The sequence below is a fragment of the Streptomyces monashensis genome (assembly GCF_001866665.1).
Lineage (GTDB): Bacteria > Actinomycetota > Actinomycetes > Streptomycetales > Streptomycetaceae > Streptomyces > Streptomyces monashensis.
Map to the genome: position 1 here is coordinate 130,219 of NZ_MLYO01000062.1, position 12,471 is coordinate 142,689.

11 protein-coding genes are annotated in these 12,471 nt (G+C 69.8%); 1 reads left to right on the plus strand and 10 read right to left on the minus strand.

Annotation, left to right across the window (positions count from 1 at the left end; all coding sequences use genetic code 11):
* Positions 1 to 44: 44 nt before the first annotated feature.
* The 9 genes from pssA to BIV23_RS32870 form a co-directional block, all read right to left on the minus strand.
* The gene (gene pssA / locus BIV23_RS32830; protein ID WP_071384623.1) at positions 45 to 866 is read right to left on the minus strand and encodes a CDP-diacylglycerol--serine O-phosphatidyltransferase; all 822 of its coding nucleotides are present in this window, start codon (positions 864 to 866) and stop codon (positions 45 to 47) included.
* 22 nt (positions 867 to 888) lie between these two features.
* Entirely contained in the window at positions 889 to 1,545 is a 657-nt protein-coding gene (locus tag BIV23_RS32835) for a phosphatidylserine decarboxylase (protein ID WP_071384624.1), read from the minus strand.
* 183 nt (positions 1,546 to 1,728) lie between these two features.
* Complete coding sequence (locus BIV23_RS32840; RefSeq protein ID WP_071384625.1) at positions 1,729 to 2,934, minus strand: acyl-CoA dehydrogenase family protein; 1,206 nt, start codon at positions 2,932 to 2,934, stop codon at positions 1,729 to 1,731.
* Positions 2,934 to 3,446: a MaoC family dehydratase gene (locus BIV23_RS32845; protein ID WP_071384626.1), complete on the minus strand. Its 513-nt coding sequence runs from the start codon at positions 3,444 to 3,446 to the stop codon at positions 2,934 to 2,936. The genes BIV23_RS32840 and BIV23_RS32845 overlap by 1 nt, the downstream gene beginning before the upstream one ends.
* Positions 3,447 to 3,451: 5 nt before the next feature.
* Entirely contained in the window at positions 3,452 to 4,414 is a 963-nt protein-coding gene (locus BIV23_RS32850) for an HpcH/HpaI aldolase/citrate lyase family protein (RefSeq protein WP_071384627.1), read from the minus strand.
* Positions 4,411 to 6,459 carry a protein meaA gene (locus BIV23_RS32855; RefSeq protein WP_071384628.1) on the minus strand — a complete coding sequence of 683 codons (2,049 nt, stop codon included), beginning with the start codon at positions 6,457 to 6,459 and terminating at the stop codon, positions 4,411 to 4,413. The genes BIV23_RS32850 and BIV23_RS32855 overlap by 4 nt, the downstream gene beginning before the upstream one ends.
* Before the next feature lie 25 nt (positions 6,460 to 6,484).
* A complete protein-coding gene (ccrA, locus tag BIV23_RS32860; RefSeq protein WP_177240127.1) occupies positions 6,485 to 7,822 on the minus strand; it encodes a crotonyl-CoA carboxylase/reductase in 1,338 nt (445 codons plus the stop codon).
* A gap of 405 nt (positions 7,823 to 8,227) precedes the next feature.
* On the minus strand, positions 8,228 to 9,043 hold the full coding sequence (locus BIV23_RS32865) for a TetR family transcriptional regulator (protein WP_245790764.1): 816 nt from the start codon (positions 9,041 to 9,043) through the stop codon (positions 8,228 to 8,230).
* A gap of 160 nt (positions 9,044 to 9,203) precedes the next feature.
* The gene (locus BIV23_RS32870; protein WP_071384631.1) at positions 9,204 to 11,015 is read right to left on the minus strand and encodes a 3-hydroxyacyl-CoA dehydrogenase family protein; all 1,812 of its coding nucleotides are present in this window, start codon (positions 11,013 to 11,015) and stop codon (positions 9,204 to 9,206) included.
* Between the two features lie 385 nt (positions 11,016 to 11,400).
* Between BIV23_RS32870 and BIV23_RS32875 the strand changes: the two genes are divergently transcribed.
* Positions 11,401 to 11,985, plus strand: a complete 585-nt coding sequence (locus BIV23_RS32875; RefSeq protein WP_071384632.1) for an adenylosuccinate lyase — start codon at positions 11,401 to 11,403, stop codon at positions 11,983 to 11,985.
* A 30-nt stretch (positions 11,986 to 12,015) separates the two neighbouring features.
* On the opposite strand, the gene BIV23_RS32880 is transcribed toward BIV23_RS32875, so the two are convergent.
* Positions 12,016 to 12,414 carry a RidA family protein gene (locus BIV23_RS32880; protein WP_071384633.1) on the minus strand — a complete coding sequence of 133 codons (399 nt, stop codon included), beginning with the start codon at positions 12,412 to 12,414 and terminating at the stop codon, positions 12,016 to 12,018.
* Positions 12,415 to 12,471: the final 57 nt, after the last annotated feature.

Below are 12,471 nucleotides of genomic sequence, written 5' to 3' on the forward strand. Positions count from 1 at the left end.
GGCCCCGGACCAGGAACGGTCCGGGGCCCCTCGTGCAAGCGCCGCTACGGCAACTGCGCCGTCCGCGCCTCGCGCCGGTTGTCGCGGAAGTTGTTCACCCGGCGGGCCGTGGCGAACAGCGGGATCACCGCGCCCATGACCAGCTGGAGCGCACAGCCCGTCTGGAGCAGCAGCTGCCCGCTGGGCGCGTCGAAGGCCCAGGCGGCCAGCAGGCCCATGTTCAGCACGATCCAGGACAGCATGGCCCCGGCGAGGCGGCCCCGCGGCTTCGGGTACTCCACCCGGCTCACCATCAGCCACGCGGTGCCGAGGATCGCCAGCAGCGTCGCCACGAAGGGCAGCTCCAGGAGCACGATCGAGACGACCGTCAGCGCCCCGAACGGGCTCGGCATGCCCTGGAACATGCCGTCCTTCATCGTCACGCAGGAGAACCGGGCGAGTCTGAGCACGACCGCCAGCAGCACCACGATCGCGCCCAGCGCCGCCATCCGCTGGTGCGCGTCGTCGGCGACCATGCCGTAGACGAGGACGAAGTACGCGGGCGCGAGCCCGAAGCTGATCAGGTCGGAGAGGTTGTCCAGCTCCGCGCCCATCGGGGACGAGCGCAGCTTCCTGGCCACCAGTCCGTCGAACAGGTCGAAGACGGCCGCGCAGAGCATCAGGATGACGGCCGTGGCCGCACTGTGCCGCGCCATGCCCGCGGACTCGTCCTTGCCCGTCAGGTGCGGGATCAGGATGCCGGTGGTGGTGAAGTACACCGCCATGAAGCCGCAGGTGGCGTTGCCGAGGGTGAGGGTGTCCGCTATCGACAGACGCAGAGAAAGAGGCATCTCCTCTTCTTCGTCCACCTCGTCGGCCTCGGGCACCCAGCCCGCCTGGGTCTCCGGATCAATCACGGTCAATGCGAGTCACCCCAGCCACGGTCTTCTGTCCGACCTCGACCGCGACCTCCACGCCCTCGGGCAGGTAGAGATCGACACGCGAGCCGAAGCGGATCAGACCGATTCGGTCGCCCTGCTCGACCTTCGTGCCCTCGGGGAGGTAGGGCACGATGCGGCGGGCCACCGCGCCGGCGATCTGGATCATCTCGATGTCGCCGAGTTCGGTGTCGAAATGCCAGACTACGCGCTCGTTGTTCTCGCTCTCCTTGTTGAAGGCCGGAACAAAGCCGCCGGGGACGTGCTCGACGGACGTCACCGTGCCCGCGAGGGGCGCGCGGTTGACGTGGACGTTCAGCGGGCTCATGAAGATCGCGACGCGGGTGCGCCCGTCCTTCCACGGCATGATGCTCTGCACCACGCCGTCGGCGGGCGAGATGACCCGGCCCCGGGCGATCTCGCGCTCGGGGTCGCGGAAGAACCACAGCATGCCCGCCGCGAGCGCGGTGGCGGGCACGGCGACGGCCTTGGCGGCGCCCGAGCGGCGGGCGCGGGCCAGGCTGAGGGCTGCGGTGGCGACGGTCGGGAGGAGCCACGGCGATGCTCCGCGCGCGAGGCGTACGCCGGCCAGGCTGTCTCGATGTGCAGAGGTTTGGCTGTGGGGCATGGATGACCTTCGTAGCGGATGATGCCGCGCGGTATGACGGGGGACGGCGGCTTTCCGGGGATCGTACCGGTCGCGGGCCGCAACTGGGCAAGCCAGGAAGCCGAGTCGGCGGCCGAAGACCGGCTGAACAATGAGTACAGGGTGTGATCTTCTTCTCGAAGAAAACACCCCGTACCCGGACAATCAGCCCTGGAATCGATACTCTTCGAGCAGTCTGCGGCCGATGATCATTTTCTGGATTTCGGCGGTACCTTCACCGATGAGCAGCATCGGCGCCTCGCGGTACAGACGCTCGATCTCGTACTCCTTCGAGAAGCCGTAGCCGCCGTGGATGCGGAAGGCGTCCTCGACGACCTCCTTGCAGTACTCGGAGGCCAGGTACTTCGCCATCCCGGCTTCCAGGTCGTTGCGCTCCCCGGAGTCCTTCTTGCGGGCAGCGTTGACCATCATCGCATGGGCGGCCTCGACTTTGGTCGCCATCTCGGCCAGTTTGAACTGGATCGCCTGGTGCTGGGCGATGGGCTTGCCGAAGGTGTGGCGCTGCTGGGCGTAGCTCACCCCCAGCTCGAAGGCGCGCTGGGCGACGCCGCAGCCGCGGGCCGCCACGTTCACCCGGCCGACCTCGACGCCGTCCATCATCTGGTAGAAGCCGCGGCCGGTGACGCCGCCGAGCACCCGGTCGGCCGGCAGCCGCAGGCCGTCCATGATCAGCTCGGTGGTGTCGACGCCCTTGTAGCCCATCTTGTCGATCTTGCCGGGGATGGTGAGGCCCGGACGGACCTCGCCGAAGCCAGGCTCCTTCTCGATCAGGAAGGTCGTCATCGACTTGTGCGGGGCCGTGCCTTCGGGGTGGCCTTCGTCACTGCGGACGAGCACGGCCACCAGCGACGAGGTGCCGCCGTTCGTCAGCCACATCTTCTGGCCGTTCAGGACGTACTCGTCGCCGTCCCTGACCGCCTTCGACGTGATCGCCGACACGTCGGAGCCCAGGCCCGGCTCCGACATCGAGAAGGCGCCGCGGATGTCGCCGGCGGCCATGCGGGGCAGGAAGTGGTCCTTCTGCTCCTGCGTGCCGTGCTGCTTGAGCATGTACGCGACGATGAAGTGGGTGTTGATGATGCCGGAGACGGACATCCAGCCGCGGGCGATCTCCTCGACGCACAGCGCGTACGTCAGGAGGGACTCGCCCAGGCCGCCGTACTCCTCGGGGATCATCAGACCGAACAGGCCGAGTTCCTTCAGCCCGTCCACGATGGCTTGCGGGTACTCGTCGCGGTGCTCCAGCCCGGTCGCGACAGGAATGATCTCCTTGTCGACAAAGTCCCGGACGGTGGAGAGGATCTCCTGCTGGACGTCGGTCAGACCGGCGGTCTGGGCGAGGCGCGCCATTACTTCTCCTGCTGCTTCAGCTCCGGGCGGCCGGGCTGCTCGCCGCCGCGCTCCTTGATGTACGTCTCGGTCGGCACCATCACCTTGCGGCGGAAGGTGCACACGAGCGTGCCGTCCTGCTTGTAGCCCTTGGTCTCGACGTAGACGATCCCGCGGTCGTTCTTCGACTTCGAGGGCCACTTGTCGAGCACGGTCGTCTCGCCGTAGATCGTGTCGCCGTGGAAGGTCGGCGCCACGTGCTTGAGCGACTCGATCTCCAGGTTGGCGATCGCCTTGCCGGAGATGTCCGGCACGGACATGCCGAGCAGCAGCGAGTAGATGTAGTTCCCGACCACCACGTTCTTGCCGAAGTCCGTCGTCTTCTCGGCGTAGTTGGTGTCCATGTGGAGCGGGTGGTGGTTCATGGTGAGGAGACAGAACAGGTGGTCGTCGTACTCCGTGACCGTCTTTCCGGGCCAGTGCTTGTACGTCGCCCCGACCTCGAACTCCTCGTACGTGCGTCCGAACTGCATCGCGCTCAGGCCTCCGGGATCTCGAACTTGCTGGTGCGCTGCATGCCGGCGGCCCGGCCCTTGCCGGAGATGACCAGGGCCATCTTGCGGCTGGCCTCGTCGATCATCTCGTCGCCGAGCATCGCGGAGCCCTTCTTGCCGCCCGCCTCGGACGTGTAGTAGTCGTACGCGTCCAGGATCAGCTCGGCGTGGTCGTAGTCCTCCTGGGAGGGCGAGAAGATCTCGTTGGACGCCTCGACCTGGCCCGGGTGCAGCACCCACTTGCCGTCGAAGCCGAGGGCCGCGGCGCGCTGGGCGACCTCGCGGTAGCCGTCGATGTTGCGGATCTGCAGGTAGGGGCCGTCGATCGCCTGGAGGTTGTTGGCGCGGGCGGCCATCAGGATCTTCATCAGGATGTAGTGGTAGGCGTCCGCCGGGTAGCCGGGCGGCTGCTCGCCCACGACGAGCGACTTCATGTTGATGGAGGCCATGAAGTCGGCCGGGCCGAAGATGATCGTCTCGACGCGCGGGGAGGCCTGCGCGATCGCGTTGACGTTGTTCAGGCCCTGCGCGTTCTCGATCTGCGCCTCGATGCCGATCTTGCCGACCTCGAAGCCCATGGTCTTCTCGATCTGCGTCAGCAGCAGGTCCAGGGCGACGACCTGCTCGGCCGTCTGCACCTTCGGCAGCATGATGCAGTCGAGGTTCTGGCCGGCGCCCTCGACGACGGTGACGACGTCGCGGTACGTCCACTCGGTCGTCCAGTCGTTGACGCGCACGACGCGCGTCTTGCCCGTCCAGTCGCCCTCGTTGAGGAACTTGACGATGGTGTGCCGCGCCTCGGGCTTGGCGAGCGGCGCGCAGGCGTCCTCCAGGTCCAGGAAGACCTGGTCGGCGGGGAGGCCCTGGGCCTTCTCCAGGAAGCGCGGGTTGCTGCCCGGCACGGCCAGGCAGGAGCGCCGCGGGCGAAGGCGGTTGACGGTCGTCATGCGGGGACCTCCAGGGGGTCGAGCTTGTTCGCTTTCCGGATCTCGTCGACGATGGCGCCGATGATCCCGGTGATGTCGAAGTCCTTCGGGGTGAAGACGGCGGCTACTCCGGCGGCCCTGAGCTGCTCGGCGTCACCATTCGGGATGATGCCACCGGCGATCACCGGTATATCTGTGGCACCGGCCACACGCAGTCGCTGGAGCACGTCCGGGACGAGCTGGGCGTGCGAGCCGGACAGGATCGACAGGCCCACCGCGTGCACGTCCTCGGCCAGGGCCGCGTCCACGATCTGCTCCGGGGTGAGCCGGATGCCCTGGTAGACCACCTCGAAGCCGGCGTCACGGGCGCGCACCGCGATCTGCTCGGCCCCGTTGGAGTGGCCGTCCAGGCCGGGCTTGCCGACCAGGAAGCGCAGCTTGCCCACCCCGAGGTCGCGGGCGGTGGCGTCGACCCGGGCGCGGACGCCGGCGAGCGCGGAGCCGGCCTCGACGGGGACGGCGACGGGCGCCGAGGAGACCCCGGTGGGGGCCCGGTACTCGCCGAACACCTCGCGCAGGGCGCCCGCCCACTCGCCGGTCGTGACCCCGGCGCGGGCGCACTCCAGCGTGGCCTCCATCAGGTTCTCGGTGCCCCTGGCGGCCTCCTTCAGCCGCTCCAGCGCCTTGCAGGGCCGCGGGTGGTTGAAGGGCGGCTGGTAGCGCGTGTCGCGCCAGTGCTGGAGCGCGCCGATGACGCGGGCCTCGACCGCCGGGTCGACCGTCTGGATCGCGGTGTCCAGGTCGGCCGTCAGCGGGTTCGGCTCGGTGCCCTCGAAGGCGTTGACACCGATGATCTTCTCCTCGCCGGACTCGATCCGGGCCCGGCGCTCGGCGTGCGAGGAGACCAGCTGCGACTTCAGGTAGCCGGACTCGACGGCGGCCATCGCGCCGCCCATCTCCTGGATCCGGCCGATCTCCTCGAAGGCGTCCGCGACCAGCTGGTCCACCTTCGTCTCGATCACCTTCGAGCCCTCGAAGATGTCCTCGTACTCCAGCAGGTCGCTCTCGTAGGCGAGCACCTGCTGGATACGCAGGCTCCACTGCTGGTCCCAGGGCCTGGGCAGGCCCAACGCCTCGTTCCAGGCGGGGAGTTGGACGGCGCGCGCGCGGGCGTCCTTGGACAGCGTCACGGCCAGCATCTCCAGCACGATGCGCTGGACGTTGTTCTCCGGCTGTGCCTCGGTCAGGCCGAGTGAGTTGACCTGGACGCCGTAGCGGAAGCGGCGCTGCTTGGGGCTCTCGATGCCGTACCGCTCGCGCGTGACCTCGTCCCAGATGCGGCCGAACGCCCGCATCTTGCACATCTCCTCGACGAAGCGGACGCCCGCGTTGACGAAGAAGGAGATGCGGGCGACGACGTCACCCATGCGCTCCGGCGGCACCTGGCCGCTGTCGCGCACGGCGTCGAGGACGGCGATCGCGGTGGACATCGCGTACGCGATCTCCTGCACCGGCGTGGCGCCGGCCTCCTGCAGGTGGTAGCTGCAGATGTTGATCGGGTTCCACTTGGGGATGTGGGACACCGTGTACGCGATCATGTCCGTCGTCAGCCGGAGCGAGGGCCCCGGCGGGAAGACGTGCGTCCCCCGGGACAGGTACTCCTTGACGATGTCGTTCTGGGTCGTGCCCTGGAGCCTGGTGATGTCCGCACCCTGCTCCTCGGCGACGACCTGGTAGAGCGCCAGCAGCCACATGGCGGTCGCGTTGATCGTCATCGAGGTGTTCATCTGCTCCAGGGGGATGTCCTGGAACAGCCGGCGCATGTCACCGAGGTGCGAGACGGGCACGCCGACCCGGCCGACCTCGCCGCGGGCGAGGATGTGATCCGGGTCGTAGCCGGTCTGCGTCGGCAGGTCGAACGCCACCGACAGGCCGGTCTGGCCCTTGGCGAGGTTGCGCCGGTACAACTCGTTGGACGCCTCGGCCGTGGAGTGACCGGCGTACGTGCGCATGAGCCACGGCCGGTCCTTCTCCCGCTTGTTCTCGGCAGGCTGACGCTCTGTCATCTATGACCCCGGTGTCCTCGTGTCCTCAGATGTTGCGGAAGCGGTTGATGGCGTCGATGTGCTGGGCGCGCATCGCCTCGTCGCGCACGCCGAGACCTTCCTCGGGTGCGAGGCACAGGACGCCGACCTTGCCCTGGTGCAGGTTGCGGTGGACGTCGTAGGCGGCCTGCCCGGTCTCCTCCAGGGAGTACACCTTGGACAGGGTCGGGTGGATCTTGCCCTTGGCGATGAGGCGGTTGGCCTCCCAGGCCTCGCGGTAGTTGGCGAAGTGGGAGCCGATGATGCGCTTGAGGGACATCCACAGGTAGCGGTTGTCGTACTCGTGGTTGTAGCCCGATGTCGAGGCGCAGGTGACGATCGTGCCGCCCTTGCGGGTGACGTAGACGGAGGCGCCGAAGGTCTCGCGGCCGGGGTGCTCGAAGACGATGTCGACGTCCTCGCCGCCGGTGAGTTCGCGGATGCGCTTGCCGAACCGCTTCCACTCGCGCGGGTCCTGGGTGTTCTCGTCCTTCCAGAACCTGTAGCCCTCGGCGCTGCGGTCGATGATCAGCTCGGCGCCCATCTTCCGGCAGATCTCGGCCTTCTGGGGCGAGGAGACGACACAGATCGGGGTGGCGCCGCCGGCGAGCGCGAACTGCGTGGCGTACGAGCCGAGTCCGCCGCTCGCGCCCCAGATGAGCACGTTGTCGCCCTGCTTCATCTGGGCGCCGTTGCGGGAGACCAGCTGGCGGTAGGCGGTGGAGTTGACCAGGCCCGGGGCCGCCGCCTCCTCCCAGCTCAGGTGTCCCGGCTTCGGCATCAGCTGGTTGGACTTGACGAGCGCTATCTCGGCGAGGCCGCCGAAGTTGGTCTCGAAGCCCCAGATGCGCTGCTCGGGGTCGAGCATCGTGTCGTTGTGCCCGTCGCTCGACTCCAGCTCGACGGACAGGCAGTGCGCGACGACCTCGTCACCGGGCTTCCAGGCGTTCACGCCCGGGCCGGTGCGCAGGACGACGCCCGCGAGGTCGGAGCCGATGATGTGGTACGGCAGGTCGTGCCGCTTGGTGAGCTCGCTGACCTTGCCGTAGCGCTCCAGGAACCCGAACGTGGACAGCGGCTCGAAGATCGAGGTCCACACCGAGTTGTAGTTGACCGAGGAGGCCATGACGGCCACCAGGGCCTCGCCCGGGCCGAGTTCGGGCACGGGCACCTCGTCGAGGTGGATCGACTTGCGCGGGTCCTTGTCACGGGTCGCAAGCCCCGCGAACATCTCCGTCTCGTCCTTGTGCACGGTGATCGCGCGGTACGACTCGGGGAGCGGCAGGGCGGCGAAATCGGCGGACGTGGCGTCCTTCGACTGGATCGCGTCCAGGATGTCCTTCACGGTCACGGTGTTGCCTCCGGCGGTGAACGCCCCTGAGGGAGGGGGCGCTGAGGGTTCGTCGGTGCTGCTGAGGGTCTGTGGTGCGAAGAAGGTGCCGTCGGTTCGGCGCGGTGGTGCTTCGGCAGCGCTTTGTGGCGCGGGAGGTTGCCTGTGACGCAGGCGTCCGGCACACGAGCTGGTGGGCTCGCCGGGACAGGCCGGACACCTTCAACGTATGACACCGCGTGTCAGGTGGCAAGGCACTGAGTGCCAGAACAACCCCTCAGATGAAATCTTTACGTAACAAATGAGCGATGATCGATCGAACGCGCTGGGAATTCTGCTCGAAAACAGGCCCTGACATGGCAAAACGGCCACCCCGAAGGGTGGCCGTCATCACAGCCGGGAGGCGGGAGGGGAAGGCCCTCAGCGCTCCTTCAGGGCCTCCTCGATGGTCCGCATGACCTCCTCCAGCGGGGCATCCGTCCGTGCCACCGTCACCAGGACCTCCCCCTGCACCGAGGTCGTGGCCGGCGCGGCGGCAGTGCGCGGGGCCGGGCCGCGGCCCGCGCCGATCCCCGTGCCGAACGTCTTGCGCACGATCGCGAAGGCGTGGTCGAGCTGCGTCTCCACGTCCCCCTGCCCGCCCGCCCGCAGCCAGCGCCGCAGCACGTGGTTGTGGGCGGTGACGACGGCGGAGGCGGCGACCTCGGCCAGCAGCGGGTCGTCGTTGGCGTCGTCGGCGTGCGCGTGCTCGTCGAAGTGGCCGAGCAGGTAGCGCGTGAACAGGCGCTCGTAACGGGCCACCGAGGCGATCTCGGCCTCGCGCAGGGTGGGCACCTCGCGGGTGAGCTTGTAGCGGGCGACCGAGATCGCCGGCTGCGCCGCGTACATCCTCATGACTTCCTTGATGCCGCGGCACACGGTGTCGAGGGGGTGCTCGTGCGCCGGGGCGGCGTTGAGGACCGCCTCGGCGCGGACCAGCGTGTCGTCGTGGTCCGGGAAGATCGCCTCTTCCTTGGAGCGGAAGTGGCGGAAGAAGGTACGGCGGGCCACGCCGGCGGCGGCCGCGATCTCGTCGACGGTGGTCGCCTCGTACCCCTTGGTCGCGAACAGCTCCATGGCTGCGGCCGCCAGCTCTCGACGCATCTTGAGCCGCTGGGCGGCGGCGCGACTGCCTGCGGCACTTTCCGGCGCGTCGGGCGTAGCTGGTGTACGTGAGGACTTGGCGGGCTGGGACATGCCCCGAACGTACTGCATGTGCGCAGCTCTTTGCGCAGGTGTGGGGGTTTCCCCACCCGGGACGGGCGGGGGACCGCCCGCCCGGGTGGCGAGGAGCTGCGCAGCGGGGTCGAGCAGCCCGCCCCAGTCCGTCTCCGCGTGGGACCAGTCGCCGACGCCGTCAGCGGCGGGCATACTCGCGGAAGCCGCGGCCGGTCTTGCGGCCGAGGCAGCCCGCCGCCACCAGATGCTCCAGCAGCGGGGCCGGGGCGAGACCCGGGTCGCGGAACTCGCGGTGCAGGACCTTCTCGATGGCCAGCGAGACGTCCAGGCCGACCACGTCCAGCAGCTCGAAGGGGCCCATCGGGTAGCCGCCGCCGAGCTTCATCGCGGCGTCGATGTCGTCGAGGGACGCGTAGTGCTCCTCGACCATCTTGATGGCGTTGTTCAGGTACGGGAACAGCAGCGCGTTCACGATGAAGCCGGCCCGGTCGCCGCAGTCCACCGCGTGCTTCCTGATCTTCGCGCAGACCTCGCGGACGGTGGCGTGGACGTCGTCGGCCGTGAGCACGGTCCGCACGACCTCGACCAGCTTCATCGCGGGCGCCGGGTTGAAGAAGTGCATGCCGATGACGTCCTGCGGGCGTGAGGTGGCGCGGGCGCAGGCGACGACGGGCAGCGAGGAGGTGGTGGTGGCGAGGACCGCGCCGGGCTTGCAGACCTTGTCCAGCGTCCGGAACAGCTGCTGCTTGACCTCCAGGTCCTCGGCGATGGCCTCGACGGCGAGGTCGACGTCGGCGAAGGCGTCGTAGGACCCGGCCGGGGTGATCAGGTCCAGGACCTGGGCCGCGGCCTCGGCGGTCAGCCGGCCCTTGTCGACCGAGCGGGACAGTGACGTGCCGATCCGGGCCTTGGCGGCCTGGGCCTTCTCCGCGCTGCGGGCGGCCAGCACGACCTCGTAGCCCGCCTTGGCGAACACCTCGGCGATGCCGGAGGCCATGGTGCCCGAGCCGGCGACGCCGACCGAGCGGACGGTGCGGCCGGCGGCCCCGGCGCCCCCGTCCGCCGGGGTCAGGGCGTCCGGGACGACCGTGGCGCTGCCCGGCGCCTCGTAGCTGTAGAAGCCGCGCCCGGACTTGCGGCCGGTCAGGCCCGCCTCGCTGAACTGCTTCAGGATCGGCGCGGGGGCGTGCAGCCGGTCGCGGGACTCGGCGTACATGGCCTCCAGGACCGTGCGCGCGGTGTCGATGCCGATCAGGTCCAGCAGGGCGAGCGGGCCCATCGGCAGGCCGCAGCCGAGCCGCATGGCCGCGTCGATGTCCTCGCGGGAGGCGTAGCGGGCCTCGTACATCGCGGCGGCCTGGTTGAGGTAGCCGAACAGCAGGCCGTCGGCGACGAAGCCGGGGCGGTCGCCGACCGCGACGGGCTCCTTGCCCAGCTCGACGGCGAGGTCGGTGACGGCGGCGACGGCGCTCGGCGCGGTCAGCACCGAGGAGACCACCTCGACCAGCTTCATCGCGGGCGCCGGGTTGAAGAAGTGCAGGCCCAGCACCCGCTCCGGGTGCGCGGAGTCGGCGGCGAGCCGGGTCACGGACAGGGCGTTGGTGCCGGTGGCGAGGATCGTGTCGGGGCGGACGACGCCGTCCAGCTCGCGGAAGATCCGGTGCTTGACCTCGTACGACTCCGGGGCCACCTCGATGACGAGGTCGGCTTCGGCCGCCGCCGCGAGGTCGATGCCGGTGCGCAGCCGGCCCAGGGCGTCGGCGCGCTCCTGCTCGGTGAGCCGGCCGCGCTCCACGGCGCGGGCGGTGGAGGTCTCCAGGGCCGCGACGCAGCGCGTGGCCTGCGCCTCGCTGACGTCGATGCCGATCACCTCGCGGCCGGCCTTCACGAGGACCTCGGTGATGCCGGTGCCCATGGTGCCGAGACCGACGACGGCGATCGTCTTCGGCGTGGCGGGGGTGCCGGACTGGGGGGACAGGGGAGTGGCCATCGCGGGACTCCAGGAATGAGGGTGACGACGAGGAGCGCGCCGGGTGCGCCGAAGACGCACCACGGGGCGTGAGGAATGCGGGTGTTGCCGGGCTGCGAGCGCACACGCCCGGTGCTGCCGGCGCCACGGGCGCGCACAACGCCCGTACGAACGGCGGGAGTCCGACCGGCCCTGTCCCGGAGCCCGGTCGTCCATCGGTACTGACGTACCGAACCGACTGCGCCTGCGACGGCTGCGTCACCAAACCATCGCCGGCGGAATATACGAGTGGGTAACTCGCTCGTCTGAGCTTAACCGGCCAGTAACGAGCGCGCCAGAGGGATGCGCGCATCGGACTGTGTGATGTAGCTCCCCCTGCGGTCGCCACCCGCCTACGCTGGACTTCGTGGACGAAGAGTTGCGATCGCTCACGGAGCGCTTACGGCAGGAGTCGCGCGGCTCGGCGGCGTTCGACCGGCTGCTGGCGACGCAGGACGACGACGAACTCGCGGAGGTGCTCACCGCTCCAGGACAGCCGCTGTGGGCCAGGGAACTGGCCGCGTTCCGACTCGGGCGCGCGGGCGACCGGCGCGCATTCGAGTCGCTGGTCCTGCTCCTGAACCACCGCGACCCCCCGCGCTGCGCCTCCGCCGCGCACGCCCTGGCCCGCCTCGGCGATCCGCGCACGGCCCGCGCCGCCGCCGCCCTCGCCACCAACGAACTGCGCGTCGCCTACGCGCTGCACCCGGTGCGCCTGCTGGCCCTGCTGCGCGCCCCGGAGTCCGTCCCCGCGCTCATCACGACCCTGGAGCGCCGGCTGCGCCCGCACGATCCCTACCGCAGGGTCGCGCTCGCGTGCGTGGAGGGCCTCGGCACCCTCGGCGATCCCCGCGCCCGCCGGGTCCTGAACGAGGCGCTGGCCCACCCGGCCCTCGCGGAGGCGGCCGTGCACGCCCTGGCGCGCATCCCCCAGCAGCGGGAGGCGAGATGACACACGGTCAGCGGCCGCCGCCCCGGGCGCTCACCCGGCCACCACCGCGAGCGCCTCGATCTCCATCAGGAACTCCGGCGCGACCAGCCCCGCCACCCGGACCGCGGAGGACGCCGGCAGCCGGTCGTCGGGTATGTGGGCGGCGCGGGCGGCGCGGATCGCCGGCAGATGGGCCGTGTCCGTCACGAAGTAGGTCAGCTTGACGACGTGCTCGAAACCGGCGCCCGCGGCGGCCAGGCACCGCCGCAGGTTCTCGAACACCTGCCGGGCCTGCGCCGCGGCATCACCCGCCCCGACCAACTCCCCCTTCTCGTCGAGGGGAAGCTGACCGGACACGACGACGAGCCGCCCGCTCGCGGTGACCACATGGCTGTACTGGGCGGCGGGCGCGACGCCCTCGAGGGCGGGAATACGGATCGGTTCGCTCATGGGTCCCATGGTGGCCCACGGCACTGACAACGCCCCGGGAAGGGGTCCCACCGGTGC